Origin of the sequence: Rhizobacter sp. AJA081-3 (genome assembly GCF_017795745.1) — a bacterium.
Taxonomy (GTDB): domain Bacteria; phylum Pseudomonadota; class Gammaproteobacteria; order Burkholderiales; family Burkholderiaceae_C; genus Piscinibacter.
Genome location: NZ_CP059067.1, coordinates 3,769,161 through 3,790,216 on the forward strand (window position 1 = coordinate 3,769,161; position 21,056 = coordinate 3,790,216).

Consider the following 21,056-nt stretch of genomic DNA (forward strand, 5'->3'; position numbering starts at 1 on the left):
GGAATGCCGTCCATGGCAGAACACCGTCGCCCCGAATTCGCCCGCTTCGTCGAGGCCGAGCGCCACGCGCAGCGCCTGCCCGCCGCCACCCGGCCGATGGCCGAGGGCGAGGTCTTCAAGCCGGTGTTCATCGAGGCCGGCCGCAGCACCGAGCTCGTGCGCGTGGCGGCGCGCCGCGCGGCGGGCTTCTTCCGGCCCAGCAAGCGCAACGAGGTTGTCTGGGTCGAGGGCGAGAACGAACTGGCGGTGATGTTCACCGAGGTGGACGTGAAGCTGTCCACCGGCCTCATCCGCATCGGCATCCCGGTGCGCTGCGACCAGACCGGGCCGGCATCGATCGAGCTGCTCTTCGCGGTCGGCTCGCCGCAGCAGCCGGCCGGCTTGTACGCTGCCGCCCCGCGCCGCCCGAACGGGCCCGACATCATCGTGTCCACCTGGGGCGATGCCCTGGTCGCGTTCGGATGGCAATGCGTGCTGGGCCTGGTCACCGGCATCGCCGCGGCCACCGGCAAGGACCAGCGCGGCAACCTGCTCGTGCCGGTGGAGATCGCGGTGACCGGCCGCGGCATCGAGATCGTGCCGATGGCGCGGCACCGCTTCGCCGGGTCGAGCACGCTCAAGAGCGGCACCAAGCTCGGGAGCCGGGCATGAGCTTCGGCGCGGGCGACCTCGGCGTCCTGGGCAACCTGGCCAAGGCACTGGGCATCTTCGAGGCCGACGGCAGCCCCAACCAGGGCTGGTTCGCGCGGCCCGAGGACTTCCTGAAGAACATGCTCGCCGACCCGGCGCAGCGCGACGCGCTGATCGCCTTCGTCGACGATGCCATGGGCGGCGCCGACCGCAGCACCGAAGCCGGCGTGGTGTGGCTGCCCATCGTCGACCTGGCCGACCCGCCGATGAGCGTGGCCGTCACCGTCGACGAGAGCCAGCCCGACGGGCTGCACATCGGCCTGGGCCTTCGCTTCAGCACCACCGACCCGGCCTCGGCCACCACGCTGGCGGTGCCGCTGTTCCGCGCGCACAAGAACGGCGGGCCGAGCGTGAGCCAGCCGCTGCTGCTCGGCTCGGCCGGCGGGCGCATCCGCATCGGCACGTCCATCACCGTCGATGACTCGCCGCCGGTGCCGGGCCAGGCGCGGCTGGGCGGCATCGGCATCGACGTCGACCTGCCCACCTCGCCCGGCGACACCAAGGGCCCGGTGTTCGGCCTGGCGCTCACCGGCCTGCAACTGCCCGGCGCACCCTCGCCGCGCGACGTGCGCGTGTCGGCCGACGGCGCCGACGAGCTTGACGACGCCCTGCTCGACCTGGTGATGTCGCTGCTCAAGGCCCAGGCCGATGCGCTGACGGCCGACCCGAAACTCGCCGCGCTGGCCGGCCTGCTCGGCCTGAAGAACGGCGACGCGGTGCCCGACTTCCCGATCACCGAGCTGCCCACGCGCGGCGTGCTCGCCATCGCCGACTGGGTGCGCGGCCTGCTCGCGCAGACCGGCCCGCGCAGCGACTGGCTCGCCCACCTGGCCACGCTGATCGGCGGCGCCCGCGTGGGCGACACGGTCGAGTTCGATCTCGGCGATGCCACGCTGACGCTCGGCCTGCGCGTGGACAGCGGCCCCAGCGGCAACACGCGGCTCACGCCCACGCTCGGCCTCGAACTCGGCAACGACGACGCGCGCGTCGAAGCGCGTGCCGAACTGTGCCGCATCGACCTCGTCACCGGGGCCGCCTTCGCGCTGCCGAGCCTGGGCCTGTGGGCTGCTGCCGGCCGCGCGGCCAGCCCGATCCTCGACATCACCAGCCCGATGCCGGCCCGTGCCGACACGCTGCGCATCGGCTTCGCGCTCGACAGCGAACGGCGGTTGAACTTCGTGCTTGCCGCCGACGGCGTGACGCTGGGCGCGCACGACTACGCCACGCTCGACCTCACCTCGCCCGACGCGGTGATGGATGCCGCCCTCGACACCGTCGGCGACATTGCCAATCAGCTGCTCGCCGGCCTGGGCGATTCGCTGGGCGTGGTGCGGCAGCTCATCGGTCTCGACGCGCCGGCCGGCATCACCGCGGTGACGCTGCCCGCGCTGATGGCCGACCCGCTGCCGACCATCGGCGGCTACTGGCAGCAACTCGTCGGCGTGCCTGCAGCGGCGAATACCGTGCTCGAGGCACTGCGCCGGGCGCTCGCCGACGCGAGCCAGGCTGCAGCCACCGTGCTGGGCGACGGCACGCCGGGCGCGCCCTGGCGGCTGCCGCTCATCGGGCCGCTGCAACTCGAGCTTGCGGCCAGCGGCTCGGTGCTCACCATCGGCGTGGCCGGAGCCACCAGCGTCGACACGCTGGGCCAGCGCTGCACCGTGGTCGAGACACGGCTGGCCGCCATGCTGGCACGCATCGACCTGACGGCGCGCAGCGCCAGCCTGCTGCCCGGCGTGGAGGCCACGCTGAAGGTGCGCGAGCGCGGCGTCAATCCGTCGCGGGCGCGCCTGGTGCTCGGCGACGGCATCGACCTCACCGCCGAGCACGTCGGGCTGCGCCTGGCCTGGTCGCCGTCGAGCGGCCTGGCCTGCGCCGTGAGTGCGCCGGCGCTGACCCTGAACAGCAGCGGCGGGACGCTGCCGGTGAGCCTGCCGGTGATCGCGGCGGATGGCAGCGTGACGCTGCCGGCCGAAGCCTGGGACGGCGTGGAGGCACTCGTCGGCCACCTGGGCGGCCTGATCGGCGGTTTCCTCGGCGACGTGGTGCAGGCGCTGGGCTGGGCCGCGGAGGTGGCGCAGGCCGGTGGCGACGCCGGCTCCACGGCGCGGCTGCGCCTGGCGCAACTGGTGGCTGCGCCGGAGGCGGCGCTGCGCGACTGGCTGCCGCGACTGGCGATGAGCGATCTCGGCGCACGCGCCTTATCGCTGGTGGCCGACCTGTTCGCGGGCAGCGGCGGCAACCGCGGCGTGCTGCGCGGCACCGGCCACCCGGACGACCCCTACCGCCTCGCGCTCGCCGAGGCGCTGCCCAACATCGCGATCTGGTTCCCGCCGCAGGGCCTGGAGCCGGTGCTCTTCTCCGCGCCCGAGGCCCTGCGGGCCTGGCACCCCGGTGCGCCGGGCCTGTCGCCCCAGGCGCTGCAGGCCGCGCTGCGCGCCGAGGCTGGCGTGGCCGCCGACGTGCGCGCATTGGTCGAGGGCCGCGACATCGAAGCGGGACTCGTCGCACTGACGCAGCGCTGGGCCGGCGGAGACGGCCGCATCGTCGCGCCGCTGCTGCCGCCGGCAGGCATCGAGATCCGCCGCATCGGGCTGGCCGCATCGCAGCTGCTCGAACAACTCGACCTCGAAGACCTCACCGGCCGCGTGCCGACGACCACGGTGTTCGTCGCGATCGGCGCCGGCGCCTGGCCCGAAGCGCCTGCCGGCCGGCTCGTCGACCTGAGCACCGTCGGCCTGGACGCGGCCATGTTCGCCGCACCGGCCGCCGCCACGGGCGACTGGTTCGTCGCGCTCGGCACGCGTGGCGATTGCCGCCTTGGCGGCAGCAGCACCGACGGCACGCCGGAGCAGGCAGCGCGGCTGGCGCGCGTGCTCGACGCGCTGGCCGACGTGAGCAGCGACATCGCGCTGGTCGCCGTCGGCGGCGCGGGCCACGCGGCGCGCGAGGCGGCGCAGGCACAGGAGAAGGTCACCGACCTCGTGCTGCTGGGCACACCGCTGTCGGCCGTCTCGCTGACCGCTTTGAGCGTGCAGCCCACCGCCGACGCGCTGCGTCTGCTGCACCGCCTGATGCCGCCGCGCACCGAGGAAGCGGACGACGAAGACCTCGCCCTCGGCCGCGCGCTGGTGCAGGCGATGATGGATCTGACCGCGCTCGCCGATCCGGCCGCCGAACTGCGCCCGGCCAGCGTGCCGCCCGCGGCGCCGCGCGCCGGCCTCGCCGTGACCGCGCTGTTCGGCGAAGTCTCGGCCAGCCAGGTGGGCCAGGCCCTCACCGCCATCGTCGCCGCCGGCCTGGCGACACGCGCCCATGCCCGCAACACGCCGCTGCCGCCGCCCACCGGCGTGCACGCCGGGCTGCGCTGGGTGCTGCCGCCCAACAGCACAGGCACCGTCGCGGTCGAGGCCAGTGCACGGCTGCAGTTGTTCGCTTTCGATCTCGCCAGCGGCATCGACACCTCGCGCGTGCTGCGTGTGCAGCTGCGCCTCGGTGACCGCCTCGGCTGGCTGGCCTCCAGCCCCGATCTCGAGCTTCGCGCCGTGTCGGCCGACCTCACGCTGCCGCTGGACGGCAGCGCGGCGGGCGAGGCGCGGCTGGTGCTGCACGACGCGCGCGTGTTCGGCCAGTCCTGGGAAGCCCTCACCCTGGGCAACGTGCCCGGTGCCGTGCCGGTGCTGCCGGAGGCGCGCGTGCTGCTCGCCACCGCGGTGCAGCGCCTCACGGCCGATCTCACCGGCACGGCCTCGCTGGCGCTGAGCAACCTGCTCGCGGCGCTCGGCCTCACCGGCGCGAACGGTGGCGTGGTCGGCGATGCCGTCGACCAGCTCATCCACGACCCTGCCGGCCTGGTGCGCCAGCGCCTCGCCTCCGCCGGCCCGGCCATCGCGGCAGCGGTCGACTCGCTGCTCGGCCCGCTGGGCGCGAGCGTCGACCTGCCGGCACGCAGCGTGCGCGTGCAGGGCGGCTCCAGCACGGCCGGCCGCTTCGGCTGGCAGGCGGACCTGAGCGCCTCGCCGAACGCGCTGACCGGGCAGTTGCGCATCGGCCCCGATGCCGCCCTGCCCACGGTGGGCGGTCTGCAGGTGCAGCTCGACCTCGCCCCCCTGCGCGTGAGCCTGCGCTGGCACCAGCCCGGCGGCCGCACCGATGCCGTGGCGCTGTGGCCCGCGCCGGATGCATCGGGCCTGGCGCGCATGCTGGCGCAATCGGCGCCGAGCCTGGCGGCCCATGTCGCACTCGAACTGATGCGCCGTGCCGATGCGAGCGCACGCCCTGTCATCGACGCGATGCTGGATGCGCTGGGGCTGCTCTCCGGCGCGGCGAGCGACGCCGAACGTGCGCTGCGCCCGCTCGCCGGCCTGCTCAGCGATCCGGCCGGATGGCTGCGCAGCGCCGGCTCGCTGGCCGCGAACCCGGTGAAGATCCAGTCGCTGTTCGACGCGTTGCGACCCTTGATGGAGCTGCCGGGCGGCAACGGCACGCCGCTCGCGCTGGCCGGCGGCGTCAGCCTCGCGGTGGCCGCCGACGGACCTGGCGCACGACTCACGCTGCAGGTCGACCCGAGCAGCTGGACGGCGCCGAACGGCGTCACCGCACGCCTTTCCGGCGGCATCGGCGCGAGCCTCACGGTCGGGCCGAGCGGCGCGCCGAGCGTCGGGCTCGAAACGTTTGTCGGCCTCGATGGCGGCACCCCCGGCCGGCAGGCGGTCTACGCGCGCGTCGGCAACGCGGGGCTCGAAGTCTTCCTGCGCCCCGCCACCGGTGCCGACATCCGATTGCTGCCCTTCGCCGGCCTCGGCTCGCTGTCCGACGCGGCCGCCGCGGCGCTGCCCTTCCTGCTCGACCGCCTGGCCGAGATCGCCGGCACGCCGGGGGATCTGGTGCGCACCGTCGGCGATGCACTGGCACTGCGCAAGGGTGCGCCGACGAAGCAGTTCGACGCCGATGCGCTGCGTGCCTGGGCCGCCAACCCGGTGGGCGCGCTCACCGCCGCCGTGCCCTCGATCGTCAGCACCGGCCTCGCCACCCTCGCCCCGCTGGTCGACGACTTCCTGCCCGCGGGCGTGAGCGCCGCCGCATCGTCCAATCAGATCAGCATCACCGTCGAAGGTGTCACGCTGGCCTGGAACCCGTCGGCCGGCCGCGTGTCGCTGTCTGCGCCCTCGATCGCGGTGCCGGGCATCCAGACGCTCGGGGCCACGCTGGCGATCAGCGCCGCCGGGCTCGACGAACTGAGCCTCGCGATCGGCCCGGCCGCGATTGACGCCGGCGGCGTGATGCTGCGGCCCTTCGCGAGTTTCGCCGCGGGCCTGAACCCGGCGGGCGGGCGCCGCGTGATGGTCGGCCTGTCGGCCAACGCCACGCAGCACTTCGCCGCACGCTGGACGCTGGACAGTGCGCAGTTCGACCTCGTCGCCAGCAACGGCGCGCTGGCCACCGCGGTCGCCACCGCCGACCCGGCGCAGGTGGCGCTGCGCATCGTCGAGGTGGTGGCCGACCTGGTGGCGGCCGTCGCGATGGCCCAGCAGGCGGTCAAGGACCTGCTCGACACCGATGTGGGCAACGGCGGCAAGGACGTGCGCTTCCTGCTGCAGGGCGTGGTGCTCGCCAACGTGCCGAATCCGACGCAGCTGATCGCCGGCGTGTTCAACCCGGCCACGCTGCTCGAGCGCGTGCACCGGCTGTTCGTCAACCTCGCCGGCGCCAGCCTGTCCTTCGACGTCGCCGACCTGCGGCTCAGCCTCACAGAGGTCGACGATGTCGTCGGCCTGCAGGTCGGCGTAGTCGACCGCTTCGAACTGCTCAGCGGCGACGTGATGCTCTGGCTCGAGAACGACGTGCGCTGGATCTCGCCGCGCGACAACGACGACGGCGGCCTGTTCGTCGGCTTCCTGCCAACCACGCTGCCGCTGCGCTTCACGCCCAGCCTGGTGGTCAACGGCCTCGGCCTGCGCGTGGGCAAATCCTCCGGCCCGCTGCTCGACGCCGGCATCACACTGGAATCGATCGCGCTGCATGTCTATGCGGCCATCGACGGTAGCGGCGCGAAGAGCGGCGGCGTGCAACTGCAGTTTGCCAACCTCGCCGTCTCGGCCTCGGGCGCGCAGGGCGAGAACGGCATCGCGCAAGGGATCATGCGCGACACCGGGCCGACGCCGCCCAAGCCGGCGTTCTCGCCGGCGCTGGCGATCCAGGCGCACAACGGCGGGGCGGTGCAGGTGTCGCTCTCTGCGGGCGACGGCACCGGGCCGTGGTGGATCGCCATCCAGAAGGGCTTCGGCCCGCTCTACCTCGAGCAGATCGGCTTCGGCGCGACCATGCCGCAGGGCAGGCTGGAACGCATCTCGCTGCTGATGGACGGCTCGGTGTCGATGTTCGGCCTGACATGCGCGGTCGACGACCTGCAGATCACCTACATCGTCGGCAACAACGACTTCTTCAACCCGGCGAGCTGGGCGATCGACCTCGCTGGCCTGGCGGTGTCGGCCGACATGGCCGGCGTGTCGCTGGCCGGCGGGCTGCTCAAGCAGACCACGCCGCAGGGCATCGAGTACCTGGGCATGCTGCTCGGCCGCTTCGCGGTCTATGGCCTGACCGTGTACGGCGGCTACGGCGAGGGCGAGAGCAACGGCCAGAAGTTCACCGCCTTCTTCGCCATCGGCGCGGTCAACGGGCCGATCGGCGGGCCGCCGGCCTTCTTCCTCACCGGCATCGGCGGCGGCTTCGGCATCAACCGCCGGCTGGTCGTGCCCACCGAACTCTCCAACTTCGGCGACTACCCGCTGATCCAGGCACTGGACATCGCCGCCACGCCCAGCGACCCGATGACGCAGCTGCGCGCATTGGGCAACTACTTCCCGATGCAGAAGGGCACCTTCTGGTTCGCCGCTGGCATGTCGTTCAACAGCTTCGCGCTGGTCGACGGCATCGCGGTGGTCGGCGTGCAGGTGGGCGACGGGCTGGACATCAACCTGCTCGGCCTGGCGCGCATGGCGCTGCCACGGCCACAGGTGGCGCTGGTGTCGATCGAGCTCGCGCTGCTGGTGCGCTTTTCCAGCAGCGAGGGCGTGCTGTGGGTGCAGGGCCAGCTGACCGACAACTCCTGGCTGCTCTACCAGGACATCAAGCTCACCGGCGGCTTCGCCTACGTGATCTGGTTCAAGGGCGAGAAGGCCGGCGAGTTCGTGCTCAGCATGGGCGGCTACCACCCGGACTTCCACCGCGACGGCTACCCGGTGGTGCCGCGCCTGGGCCTGCGCTGGAGCATCGGCGACAACATCGTCATCAAGGCCGGCAGCTATTTCGCGCTGACCTCCGAAGCGCTGATGGCCGGCGGCGATTTCGAGGCCTCGGCGCATTTCGGCCCGGCGTGGGCGGAGGTGAAGTTCGGCGCCCACGGCATCGTCTTCTTCGACCCCTTCCACTACGACGTCAGCGCCTATGCGCGCATCGCCGCGGGCGTGACGATCGACACCTGGATCTTCGGCGAGATCACCATCTCGGTGAGCCTGGGCGCGCGCATCCACGTGCTCGGGCCGGAGTTCCGCGGCAGCGTCACCTTCGAGGTCGGCCCGATCGAGCTGACCTTCGAGTTCGGCGGATCCGAGAAGGCGCAGAAGCAGCCGATCAGCGCCGACGCCTTCATCACCAAGTACCTGGAGGCCGCCGACAGCGGCAAGGCGCGCCCGCATGCGCTGATGACCAACACCGGCGCGCTGCCGGCCAAGGGCGAGGATTCGACGCCCGACGGCTCGTCGTCGCGGCCCTTCGTGGTGGTGGTCGAGTTCTCGATGACCTTCACCAGCACGGTGCCGACCACGCGCATCCACCGCATCCTCGCGCCGGCCGCCATCACCACCACGACGCACGCGCCGAGCCGCGCGATCGGCGTGGCGCCGATGGAGCGGTCGGACGTGGTGCCCACCATCCGCCTGACGTGGATGCGCGGCGGCGTGGCCCAGCCCTACCCCTTCATCGACACGGTGCGGCCCTTCGGCCGCTTCCCGGTGGGCGTGTGGGGCCCGCCGCAGGACGCCAACAACCGCCAGGTGCCCAAGGCCGAGATGCTGGAGGCGCTCAGCGAACTCGATCTCGTCTGCCGCGCCACGCCTTCGGGCGGCGGGCCGGAGATCCCGTACTACCAGGTCGAGATCAACAAGCGCCTGCCGCTGCCCTTCACGCGCAGCGCGCTCGACGTGGCGACGCTGCGCACGCTGGCCGACGACGTCACCACCCTGCTCGCGCAGGCCGGCGACACCGCCACGGCCTTCTCGGCGGCAGCGAAGTTCCTCAAGAGCAGTGCCACGCCGACCGCCCTGGCCGCATTGCGCGGCGAGCGCCAGGCACCGCCCCGGCTGGGCACGCTGACCGAAGGCATCGAGACGCCGACCCAGACAACGATCCCCGAGATCGCGGAGCGGCCGCCCGCCAAGGTCTACGACCACTTCATCGACGCACCGATCGCCGTGGGCCTGCTCTCCGGCGCGACGGTCGGCATCGCCGTGGCAGCGAAGGCGAAGACGACGGTGAAGGGCTCCGAGCGCGCCTGGCGCACGGCGCCGCCGACGCTCGCCGGCGTGGAAGCGCAACGCAGCCGCTCGGTCGCCGCGCGGCTGGTGCTCACCGACACGCCGGCACAGCCCACGGCACGCAACGAACGCATCGCGCGCAGCGGCACGCTGGTGGCCGCGCAGAGCGTGCCGCCCACCGCCGTGGCGCATGGCGCGACGGCACTGGTCTCGCGCGCTGGCGCGGCGCTCGCGGCGCCGCTGGCCGACTTCAACACCGCCTTGACGGTGGGCCGGAATCCGCGCGCGGCCCGCGCCGCCGATGCCGGCGCGCCACTGGCTGCCGGCCAGACGGTGGTGCTGAAGCTGCCCAACGCCCACGCCGATGCACTGCCCGACGGCGAGCGGCCGAAGCTTGCCGTGGCCGGCGCGCCCGCACGTGTCGTGATGCTCGGCCATGCCGGCCGGCGTCTCGCCGACACGCTGCTCGGCCCCGGCCATCCCGCCAGCACGTTCGAGGTGCCGCGCGGCACCGAACGAATCGTCGCCATCGGCCAGGGCAGCGCGGTGCGTGCCTCCCGCATCGGCCTGGCGGGCTGGTTTGCCGGGCTGCAGATGCCCTATGCCGGCCACGCCACCGCCATCGGCCCGGGCTGCGTGGTGCATGCCAACGGCGAGCGCCTCGCGCTGCACCGCGAGCGGCTCGACGCCGGTTGGGTCAACGGCGCCGAACTCGCGCACGGCACCAGCACGCTGAGCACCACCTTCGCCGGCAAGCCGCGCACCGTGGTGGTCGTGCTCGACGACCCGGCCTCGGCAGGCGACAACCTCGACGGCCGCCAGCTGCTGCTCGGCCTGGATGGCGCCACCCGCGCGCTCGACCGCGCCGGCCGCGAGAAGCCGCCGGTGCTGCTGGCCATGGACAACCGCAGCGTGCTCGCCTACGACGTCGTGCCCGAGGGCGAGGCGCCGGTGGTGGTGACGATCGCCAGCCAGGACGGCTGGTCGCTGGTGGGCGTGATGGCCAGCGCCGAGCTCGATGCCACCGGCGCGGTGGCGCTGGTCTCCTCGCGCGGGCTCGACGCCGCGTTGCAGCCCTTCGCCACGACGAGCGCCACCGAGGTGGCCACGCCGAGCCGCCTCGCCTGGATCGGGCCGACGCGCAGCCGCGACGAGCGCACGACCGCCAAGGCACGCGCGCAGGGTGGCGTGGCCGTGGCGGCGCTGCTGCGCCGGCAGGCAGCCCGCATGACCGCGCCGGCGACCGATCGCACGAAGCCAGGCAAGACCGGAGGACGCCGCTGATGCCCAAGACTGGCCACTTCATCCTGCACAGCAACGTGATGCCGCCGGTCACGGCCGGCCGCTACGAGCTCGTCACCGAGCAGGTCGACCTGCCCTTCGACGTGGAGCCCGAGCACACGCACGTGCAGATTGCCGCCCCGCGCTACACGATGCCGACCGACCAGATCCTGTCGAGCTTCCCGCCCGCGAATGCGGAAGGCGCCTTCGGCGACAGGCTGCCGCAGATCGTGCTGAAGCGCCGCACCCTGCCCTGGGAGCGCAATCCGGCCGGGCTGGTGCAGACATCGGAGACGCCGTGGCTCGCGCTCGTCGTCGTGGCCGAGGGCGAGGCCACGCTGTCCACCGCCACCGCGGCGCGCGACTGCGTGACGGCGGGCACCACGCTGCTCGACCCGGACGACAAGGACGTCGAGCAGGGCCTGTACCTCGCCGTCACCGAGACGGTGGTGAAGAAGATCTTCCCCTGCCAGGAGGACCTGCCGCTGCTCGCCCACGTGCGCGAGGTCGACGTCAATGACACCGAACTCGCCAACGGCGACGACGACGGCTGGCTCGCCGTGGTGCTGGCCAACCGCCTGCCGGTGTTCGACGACGCGGCGGGCAAGGCGGTGCGCTACATGGCCTGCCTCGTCAACCTGGAAGGCCAGCTCGAAGCGCTGCCGAAGCCGCTGCCGCCGGTGGCGAGCTTCGAGTTCGCGCTCGCGCAGGACTGGAGCGTGCTCGCCAGCGTCGCGCCGGGCGGCGGGCCCGACCTGCATGTGCTGGGCAATGCGCAGCTCGGCAACGTGGTGCTGCCCGCCGCGGCCGGCCTGCAGGGTCAGCGGCCGCCGGGTGCGGCGGGCGCCGCCTTCGCTGCGGCCGGCGCGGCACAGGCGAAGCCGGTGGTCTCCATCGACGGCGCGGCGAAGATGGATCAGCCCGCTGTCAGCAAGCAGTGGAGCTCGGCCACCCAGAAGGTGGCCGCCGTGGCGCTCGACCCCGATGCCAAGCGACTGGTGCGCGACACCATGGCACAGGGCTTCCGCTTCCCCATCGAGGCCTATGCGATCGAGAAGGTGCTGCGCTTCCCGGTGCTGGCGCACTGGTCGTTCACCACCAACGAGGGCGCCACCTTCGAGAAGCTGATGCAGGAGCTGGACGTCGGCCTGCTCGGCAGCGTGGCCGAGTTGCCGCCCAACACACCGGCCGCCGGCGCGCGGCCCGAGGTGGTGCAGACCGGGCACATCGGCCTCGGCCACCGCACGCGCCGCGGTGACCCGGTGCAGGCCTGGTACCGCGGGCCCTGCGTGCCCTTCCCGACCGCGCGCGACTCGACCTCGAAAGACGAACCACTCGCCCTCGCCCATTCGGCCGATCAGCTGCGCCGCGTGATCCCCGACGGCCGCGAAGACCTGGCGCTGGCCGCCGCCTTCGAGATCGGCCGCCTGCTCGCGCTCTCGCAGCTGTCCGTCGTGTCGGCGCTTCTGCGTTTCCGCGGCGAGCAGTTCGGCGCCGGGCGTGTGCGCGAGGTGCTGGCGCAGTTGCTGCCCTTCGATCTGCCGGGCCTGGCTGGCGAGCGCGTCGACATGGGCCGTTTCGTCGCGCTGGAGGTGCTGAACGTGCTGTCGAAGAACACCGACCGCATGATCGGCCCGCTCCGACCAGTGGCCGATCCGGGCCGGCCGCTGCGCGTCAGCGGCGACCTCGACCAGCTCATCGCCACCGGCCTGGGCTTCGACCTTGCCGCGCTGCGCAAGCGTGCCGATGCGGTGGGCGTGCTCTCGGCGCTGGAGCAGACGAGCGTGCCAGTCGCGCTCCAACCCGGCCAGGCACCGAACGAGAAGCTGGTGGTGACGGCACTGCAGGCTGCATTGCAGGGCGAGCTGCAGCGAACGCTGGGCGTGGCCGCGCCTGCGGTGCCCGGCGTCGTGCCGGACGTGGTGATCCGCGGTGCGCGCGGGCGGGCCGCTGCACCGCCGCCCGACGCACTCGATGCCCTGATCGCCGGTGCGCCGGCGGATGACGACGAAGAGGACAGGCCATGAAAGCCCTCATCAATGCCGAGGTGGCGATCCAGGCCGCGGTGTCGGCGGCGCAGAACTATGCCGACATCGTCACCGACCGCGACCCCGACGACGGCGAGCACGTGGTACCCGGCGAGCTGCGCCGCTTCCTCGCGCGGCTGCGGCTGCTGCACGGCGTGCCCTTCAGTTACCTGGTGCCCGACGCGAAGCTGCTGCCGATCGAATCGATCCGCTTCTTCTACATCGACCGCGCCTGGACCGACGCACTGGTGCAGGGCGCGCTGTCGGTGGGCACGATCAGCAGCGCCGACCGCACGCAGCTCGAGGCGGTGTACCCGCACATCCGTGCCGAGGTCGACGAAGCCGAGCGCACGATCCGCCAGCCGAAAGGCGAAGAGCTGCTCAAGGCCGGCAGCGGCACCATCACCGGCTTCATCCTTCGGTCGCGCGCGGTGTCGGGATGGCCCAACCTGCACGTGCGCGCCTATTCGCGCGACGTGGTGGCCGACGACGCGCTGACCACCGCGGCCGAGTCGGACCCGAGCCGCATGAAGGTGCTGCGCATGGAGCGCCTCGCGCCGGCGGTGCTGCTGGTGCTGTTCGACGGCGTGCCCGCGGTGGTGCACATCGAGGAGCCGCGCCAGGGCATCCAGTTCGGCGTGCGCATCGACCCCGCCGGCCCGCCCAACCAGCGCCGCGTGAAGGTGCGCGACTGCAACACCGGCGACCCGGTGCCGCCCGAGAACGGCTTCACCTCGACGAACTCGGTGGACGTGCCTTTCCGACCCAACGCGCCGGGCGTGATCAACATGGCCGCGTTGCGCGCGCGGCTGGCCACCAAGGCGCCGAACAGCGGCGGCACGCTCGAGCCCAACGAGTACGCGCTGCAGATGCTGCGCTTCCCCTTCCGGCAGGTGTTCGGCGACCCCGAGAACCAGACCGAGAGCAAACGTTTCTATGCGCTCGACGAGTTCAAGGCCAAGGTCGCGCTGACCACCTGGAAGAGCACGGTCGCGACCAGCCTGGCGAAGGTGAACCCATGAGCACTCGGCGCAAGCCCGTTGCATCGAAAGCGGCGGCACCGCGCTCGGCCTTCGACCCCGACGCCATCCGCACGCTGGTGCGCGGCAAGCGCTTCCTGGCCGCCGACCGCGCCGCGCTCGACCTCGGCGAGATCGCCACCTGGGACAAGTACCTGCTCCGCGAGAAACGGCTGCTGGTGCCGATCGACGTGCAGGCGCTCTACGTGCCCGCCGGCAGCGCCGAGCCGATGGTGCGCCTGCCGATGCTGGTGGCCGGCCCCAACGGCGAGACCGTTCTGAACGCCGAGGACGGCATGCCCGACCCGTTCGATGCCGGCGTGCCGCGCGAGGCCGGCGTGCACCTTCACTGGGCCATGCCCGACGCCTTGCTGCGCGGCAGCTTCAAGCAGGCCACGGACGGCGCAAGCAACCGCCTCGCCCTGCCGCCGCTGCCCGACCGCTGGGTGGTGCTGCGCCTGCTGCTTCCGCGCGGTGCCACGATGCCCGTCGTCACCGGGTGGGTGATCGAGGCCGATCGTGCGGTGGCCGTGCCGCTCGCGTCATGGAGCGAAGGCAGCAGCGCCTCGCAAAGCGCCACGCCGGCCGGCGCCGCGCTCGAACGCGAGCAGCTCACCGGCACCGTGGGCGGCGCGGTGAGCTGGTCGGGCGTGTACGACGCGGTACTCAACCGCTTCGCCTTCCACGACCCGCTCGCCGACCTGGCCACGCTTGCGCCGCAGGGCGTGGACGAGGACTGCGCCGCCTACGTGGTGGCCGGCTGGTGGAGCGACCCGGCGCTCGACCCGCTGGACAAGGCGCGCAGCAAGGACAGCCTGCACGAGTTGCTCGACCGCCAACGCTGGCGGTTGCTCTACGAATGGGGCGATGCCGCGGGCTCACAGCAACAGGACGCCGCGCAGGCCGAACTGCGCCGCGCGCTCGGCCTGACCAGCACCGACCGCTGGTCCGGCAGCCGACCGGTGGCCACTGCCGCCCTGCGCGCCGCCGCCGCGGGCACGCCCTTCGTGCCGATCGACAAGACCTTCCTCGCCAAGCAGGAGCACGTGGCGGTGTCGGCTTTCGCCAGCGAGGCGATCGAGCGCTACGTCGCGCCGCCCTGGCAGCTGCGCTCGTCGCTGCTGCACGGCGCGATCTACGGCGTGCCGGTGAGCGGCTCGCCCACGCTGGACCGGCGGCCGGACGCGGGCGGTGTGAGCGTGGCGCTCGGCCTGCACGACGACGACCTGCTCGCCGCCTTCGCGGCTGCGCAGGCCACGCCCGACCAGCGGCGCGCCACCGAGCGCCTGCTCGCGGCCTTCACCGCGCAGAAGGTGAATCGCCTCGGCGCGGCAGACGGCGCCGTGGAGCTCGAGGAGCATGAGCACGCCGTGGCCTTCGCATCGCTGCCTGCGGGCATCGCCGGCACCGACCGCTTCGTGCAGCGGGTGCAGACCGGCGGTGTCGGCGGCTTGGGGCTTGGCCGCAAACGTGCAGTGGCGCAGGCCGCCAAGAGCGCCGTGGCCAGCAAGGCCCCGCGCGGTGCACCGGGCGCGCAGGCGCAGAGCGTGCAGGCCGACATGCTGTTCGCGACGAAGGGCAAGCCGACGCTGGTGAAGGCCAGCGCCGCCCTCATCAACGACCTGGCGCGCTCGCGTGTCGGCGAGGTACTCACCGCCACCGAGCCGCGTGTGGTGCAGCGGCCGGCGTCTCGCTTCACCTTCCCCTCCGAGCCGATGGTGGCGCTGCGCGGCGGCGGCCGCAGCCTGCGCCACGGCAACGACGGCCGCGGCTCGGCCGACGGCAAGCTCACCTGCCGCTGGCCGACTCATGTGGTGACCGAAGTCGCCGGCGTGATCGCGAAGGACCGCTTCATCACCTCGCTGGGGAACGGCGCCATCCCGACGGAGGCACTGACTCTGGCCCGCGAGGCGCTGCTGCACGACCCGTACCACGACGAATGGATCGCCGCCGCGCTGGCGCCACCGGGCAACGGCCGCACCACGCTGCTGAATCGCCTGAAGGCCGAGTCGGTGCTGCGTTTCGGCCACGACGGCACCTACGACGGCACCACGGTGGCCTTGAACCCGAACGTCGCCAAGACGCCGAAGGCGCGCCGCGCGCAGGCCGCGCGGCAGACGCTGCAGCCCGGCGTGCGCCAGCAGCAGACGCTGGTGTCCGACGAACTGCGCAAGTTCTCGCTCTACCAGGGCGCCGACCCCGACCTCGTCGGCGTCACCACCTGGGCGCAGCCCTGGGTGCCGATGTGGATCGAGTGGGAAGCCACGGTCGAGGGCCTGGACCCGCCGACGCTGCAGGCCTGGACGCTCGGCGCACTCGACCTCGACACCACGAGCACGACGATCGAAGGCGGCACCGCCACGCTGCGCGGACGTGCGCAGGTCACTGCCGGTGCCGCGGCCACGCTGCACGACGCCATCACCGACTGGCTGGCCAAGGAGGACGCGCTCGACGCGGTGCACGCCGGCCTCGTCGACGAAGACACCGAAGATGCCTACCGCACGCTCGACGAGGCGGTGCGCAATCTCGACGTGATGACCGCCACGCTCGACGGCCTGCGCACGCAGCTGCTCGGCCTGCCGGTCAGCGACGGCCTGCGCCGCCCCGGCGAACCCGGCAGCGTGAGCGAGCCCGCGCCGGTGGCGCCGCCGCATGCGCTGCTGGCCGGCTGCGTGACGTTGACACGCGCCCGCATGCTCGACGTTTTCGGCCGCACGCTCGACGTGCCGCTGGCCAACGTGACCACGCCGACGCGCGCTTCGCTGCCGGCGCGGCCCGGCGCACTGCAATTGCGCCCACGGCTGCTGCGGCCCTCGCGCTGGCTGTTCCGCCTCGTCGACGCCGCCACGCCGGTGGGCGCCGAAGGCACGGAGGCACGCGTCGACCAGGTCGAGGCCGCGCTGCAGGTGAATCCGGTGGCCGGCTTCGTGATGCCCGACCACCTCGACGAGAGCCTCGAGGTGTTCGGCATCGACGGTGCGCCGATCGGCGAGCTGCTGCACGAACCCGTCAGCGGCGGCGTGATGTGGGAGATCGCCGCCGGCCGCGAAGGCCCGGCCGATGCCGGCCCGCACCACGGCCTGGTGCCGGCGCAGAAGGCGCTGGGCGACTTCGCCTCCGCGCTGGTGGCCGCCGACGCCGCCGCACGCCAGGGCGCACCGCTGGACGCATCGCGCGAGAGTGCGCTCTCCGCGCTGCTGCGCGCCATCGACACCACGCTGTGGACGGTGGACAGTTTCGCCTCGCTGGGCAGCGAGCACGTGGCCGGGCTGGTCGGCCGGCCGATCGCGGTGGTTCGCGCGCAGCTGCGGCTGGAGCTGCGAGCGCCCGTCGACGTGGACCTGAGCGACGCACAGCGCGCCGCCGAGTGGGCACAGGTCGAACAGGAAGCGGCGCGGCATGCGTTCCCGGTGCGCATCGGCGAGCTCACGCGCAGCGACGACGGCGTGCTCGGCTTCTTCGTCGACGACGACTATTCGCGCGTCCGCCTCGTCGACAAGGTGATCGCCGCCACCGCGGCGGACGGCGGCCGCAGCCGCGGCCAGCTCGGCGTGTTCGAGAAGAGCGCCGGCCTGCCACCGGCCAGCGCCATCACGCACCCCTACATCGCCGGCACCGACGATGCCGACACGCTGCTGCTGCACATCGGCCAGACGGTCACGCTGACGATCCTGATGCATCCCTCGGGCAAGGCCACGCTGACCTCCGGCGTGCTGCCGCGCAAGGCGCTGGCGCTGGCACGAGACTGGGTCGGCCCCGGGCTCGCAGCGATCGCGCCCTCGTTGCGCACCGGGCCGGTGCTGGTGGAGACCGACCTCGACACCGAGGGCCAGGTGCGCCTGCCTAAGGTCTCGGTGTTCGGCAAGGACCAGAACTTCCTCTGGCGCGACACGCCGGCCACCTGGCGCACCGACGCCATCCTCGCCGCCACGCAGACGGCCCTGCTGCCCGACAGCCCGGCCGAGTTGCGCGAGGGCTGGATCCGCGTCGCGCCCACCATGGTGGAAGGGGGCGACGCGTGAGCCGCTACCAATGGCCGGGCCAGCCCGGTGGCGACGAGACCGAGGACGCGCCGGGGAAGCGCGCACGCTTCAACACGCTCGGCCGGCTCGAACTGAACCCGCTGCAGGCGCCTCGCCCACGCCCCGCCGCGCCGGGCCTGCGCGCCCCCGCGAACGGACGCGAGCACCTGTGGCAGCCGCTCGGGCCGCACACCGTGGTGGGCGGCCAGGCCGAGGGCGGCCCGCGCATCAGCGGGCGCATCAACGCGCTGGCCGTGCACCCGGACGGAGAGCGGCTCTATGCCGTATCGGGGCACGGCGGTGTCTGGTACTCGCGTGACGGCGGCGCCTCCTGGGCCTCGCTCGGCGGCCTGGCGTCCACCGACACCAGCGGCATCAACCGCCCGGCGCAGCGGCACGCCTGCGGTGCGATCCAGGTGGCCTTCGGTGCCACCGAGGCCGACGATCTGGTGTTCGTCGGCACCGGCGACCCGGCCAACCAGCCGGACGCGGAGCCGGGTACCTCGCTCGGTGGCGTCGGCATCCTGGTCGGCCAGGGCCCCGCCGCGGCCGCCGGTCCCGACCCCTGGGTGCGCGAGGCGAAGAACCTGATCGGCAACGCCGCCTTCCGCATCGTGCGCGAGCCCGGCGGCAGCACCGTGGTGGCGGCCACGCGCACCGGGCTGTTCCAGCGCCCGGCGGTCCCCGGGGCCGATGTCGACTGGGTGCGCCCGGCCGGTACGCCGTTCGACACGCTCGCCGATGCCTGCACCGACGTGCTGTGGACCGCCGCCGACGGCGCGCGCCCGGCGCGCCTGTGGGTGTGGGTGCGCACCGGGCCCAGCGGCGGCCTGTGGGTGCGCGACGACGGCCAGGTGAACTTCACCAAGATCGCCACGGCGGGCACGCTCGGCCGGCGCGCATCGCTGGCCGCGTCGACACCGCCGGACCTGGTATGGGTGCTCAACGACCGGCCCAACGGCACCTTGCCGCTGCTCTACCGCGTGGCCGCTGCGGGCGGCGGCACACCGGTGGCGACGCTGGTCACCGGCGTGCCCGACATCCTGAAAACGCAAGGCTTCTACGACATCGCCATCGACGTGGACCCTGCGCACCCGGAACGTGTCGTGCTCGGCGGCAGCTTCATGGACGCCACCTTGCCCGACGGCACGGTGGTCAGCAGCAACGGCGCGATCGTCGTCGCCGACGTGGTCGCCAGCGGCGCCAGCTTCACCTATGGCAGCGCCGCCAGCCCGTTCACGATGATCGGCGTGGGCGTGCATGCCGACGTGCACGACCTGCGCTACAGCAACGGCGGCGCGCGGCTGTGGGTGGGCTGCGACGGCGGTGTGTTCCGCTCCGACCGGCCGACCAGCATGGTGGGCTTCTACGCGCGCAACCACGGCATCACGGTGGCGGAGTCCAACTTCCTCGGCAACCACGCTGCCAGCGAAGGCCATGTGGCCGCCGGACTGCAGGACAACGCCGTCATCACGCGCCACTCCAACGGCGTATGGAAGCTCGTCGGCCTGGGCGATGGCGGCGGCATCGCCTTCGACCCGCTGCGCCCCGACCGCTTCATGCGCCAGCACTTCCAGGGCTTCTGGTCGTCGTCGGACGGTGTGCTCAGCGGCACCGAGCTGCTCGACCGCGCCGGCACCTTCGCGCAGAACGAGTTCGACGCCAGCGCGTTCTACTCGATGCCGGCAGGCATCGCGCACCGCCGCGGCAGCCCGGCGCCGGCCATCGCCAACGTCGGCCAAATCATCCTCGGCACCCACCGGCTCTGGTACACCGAGAACTTCGGCACCAGCTGGGTCACGCTGCCCACCGGCACCGACCCGCTGCCCGCCAATCTCGTGCAGGACAGCCTGGGCCAGGCGATCACCGTGTGCCGCTGGCAGACGCCCGACGTGGCCTGGGTGCTGACACCGAAGTTGCTGACCCGCTATGCGCGCACGGCCGGCTCCGACAACGGCGGCGGCCCGGGAAGCTGGGCGATGCAGACGGTCGTCGCGGCGACGGTCAACAACAAGAACGACGGCAGCTTCGCCTTCGGCCCGATGCGCGATGCCGTGGCGTGGACCGAGGTGGCCGTCAACCTCGACGCGCCCGGCACGGCGCGCGGCACGCTCGGAGCGCTGTACCTGGGCACCAGCGGCAAGGCCAGCGACAGCGCGGTCGACACGCTGTGGTGGTTCGACGGCACCGGTGTGTGGATGCCCACCGGCCTGCGCAACCATGCGCAGGGCGTGGGCGCACCGGTGACGGCGGTGGTGTGCGATGCGGCCTTCCCCGATGAGGTCTACGTCGGCACGACGGTCGGCGTGTGGAAGGGCACCCGCAGCTTCGCCGGCGGGCTCCCGTCGTGGAACTGGGAGAAGCGGCTGAACGGCCTGCCCGAGGCCGCGGTGGAAGACCTCGCCATCCTCAACGACGGCGGGCTGCGCCTGCTGCGCGCGGCCATCGCGGCACGCGGCGTGTGGGAGCTTCGCCTGGACAGCACCGAGGTGGGCGAACTCACGTACGTCCGGGCGCACCAGGACGACCTGCGCTACCGCACGCCCACCGTGCCGCCCGCCGTGCCGCTGCGCCGCGACGGCAGCACACCGCGCTCCTGGCACGGCAGCCCCGACGTGCGCCCGCGTGTCGCGCCCGTGCCGCTTGCCGCTCCCGCCGCACCGGCCTGGGTGCGTGGCGGCGCCAACGTCGACGCCGAGAAGCTGCGCCGCTTCCAGGCCGCGCTGCGCTCGCTGAAGAACGACCCGCGTGTGCGCGCCACCGGCCAGTGGGACAGCTACTTCAACGAGGTGCTGCGCGAGCACGGTGCGCCGCTGCTGCCTTCGCCGCCGGCCGCGGCCAACACGGTCAGCATCGGCACGGCGTACTGGAACGCCGCGATGGCGCTGCCGCACGGCCGCGCCGAGCCCTGGGGAAGCGCCACGCCCACCGAGGCCGACCTGCACGACTTCACGCCGCCGCTGGAAGAAGGCGACGTCGGGCGCACCTCGTGCTCGCTGCCGCGGCGCGCGTGCAAGGTCGACATCGTGGTGCACCACCGCGGCCTCGACGCGCGCGACGGCGCCGATGTGCGCGTCACCCTGCTCAAGTGGCTGGACCCGCGCACCCGGGGCGCCTCGAGCTTCAGCGACAGCGCGACCTGGTTCAGCGACCCGGTGCCCTGGACGGCCGCCGTCAACGAGGTGCTCAACGGGGCCACCGGCGCCAGCAGCCAGAGCTTCGCCGCCGGCTGGAGCTTCGTCGGAACGACCAACGCGACACGCCGCCTCACGCTCGCCGGTCAGACGCTCGACCCGCTGCACAGCGGCGTGGCCAGCTTCGACATCGACCTGTCCGGCCTGCGCCGCAACCGCGTGCTGCTGCTGGTGGCAGTGATCCGCGCCGGTGCCGACGTCGCGCTGCAGCCGGCCACGCTGCACGACCTCGCCCTTTCCAGCCCGAACGTCGCGGTGCGTTCAGTGCGGCTGTTCCCTTGAACTGCGC

6 protein-coding genes are annotated in these 21,056 nt (G+C 73.0%); all 6 read left to right on the plus strand.

Annotation, left to right across the window (positions count from 1 at the left end):
* Positions 1–12: 12 nt before the first annotated feature.
* From HZ992_RS18035 to HZ992_RS18060, 6 genes are read left to right on the plus strand one after another with little or no spacing between them, the layout of a single operon-like run.
* Entirely contained in the window at positions 13–651 is a 639-nt protein-coding gene (locus HZ992_RS18035; RefSeq protein ID WP_209383200.1) for a hypothetical protein, read from the plus strand.
* The gene (locus HZ992_RS18040; RefSeq protein WP_209383201.1) at positions 648–10,508 is read left to right on the plus strand and encodes a DUF6603 domain-containing protein; all 9,861 of its coding nucleotides are present in this window, start codon (positions 648–650) and stop codon (positions 10,506–10,508) included. The genes HZ992_RS18035 and HZ992_RS18040 overlap by 4 nt, the downstream gene beginning before the upstream one ends.
* Complete coding sequence (locus HZ992_RS18045) at positions 10,508–12,532, plus strand: hypothetical protein (RefSeq protein WP_209383202.1); 2,025 nt, start codon at positions 10,508–10,510, stop codon at positions 12,530–12,532. The genes HZ992_RS18040 and HZ992_RS18045 overlap by 1 nt, the downstream gene beginning before the upstream one ends.
* Positions 12,529–13,554 carry a hypothetical protein gene (locus tag HZ992_RS18050; RefSeq protein WP_209383203.1) on the plus strand — a complete coding sequence of 342 codons (1,026 nt, stop codon included), beginning with the start codon at positions 12,529–12,531 and terminating at the stop codon, positions 13,552–13,554. The genes HZ992_RS18045 and HZ992_RS18050 overlap by 4 nt, the downstream gene beginning before the upstream one ends.
* Complete coding sequence (locus HZ992_RS18055; protein ID WP_209383204.1) at positions 13,551–17,573, plus strand: hypothetical protein; 4,023 nt, start codon at positions 13,551–13,553, stop codon at positions 17,571–17,573. Before HZ992_RS18050 ends, HZ992_RS18055 begins: the two co-directional genes overlap by 4 nt.
* A complete protein-coding gene (locus HZ992_RS18060) occupies positions 17,570–21,049 on the plus strand; it encodes a beta propeller repeat protein (RefSeq protein ID WP_209383205.1) in 3,480 nt (1,159 codons plus the stop codon). The genes HZ992_RS18055 and HZ992_RS18060 overlap by 4 nt, the downstream gene beginning before the upstream one ends.
* Positions 21,050–21,056: the final 7 nt, after the last annotated feature.

Bases quoted from the DNA above. Each gene is read 5' to 3' on its own strand.
- HZ992_RS18035 (WP_209383200.1), top strand. From the start codon at position 13: ATGGCAGAACACCGTCGCCCCGAATTCGCCCGCTTCGTCGAGGCCGAG.
- HZ992_RS18040 (WP_209383201.1), top strand. From the start codon at position 648: ATGAGCTTCGGCGCGGGCGACCTCGGCGTCCTGGGCAACCTGGCCAAG.
- HZ992_RS18045 (WP_209383202.1), top strand. From the start codon at position 10,508: ATGCCCAAGACTGGCCACTTCATCCTGCACAGCAACGTGATGCCGCCG.
- HZ992_RS18050 (WP_209383203.1), top strand. From the start codon at position 12,529: ATGAAAGCCCTCATCAATGCCGAGGTGGCGATCCAGGCCGCGGTGTCG.
- HZ992_RS18055 (WP_209383204.1), top strand. From the start codon at position 13,551: ATGAGCACTCGGCGCAAGCCCGTTGCATCGAAAGCGGCGGCACCGCGC.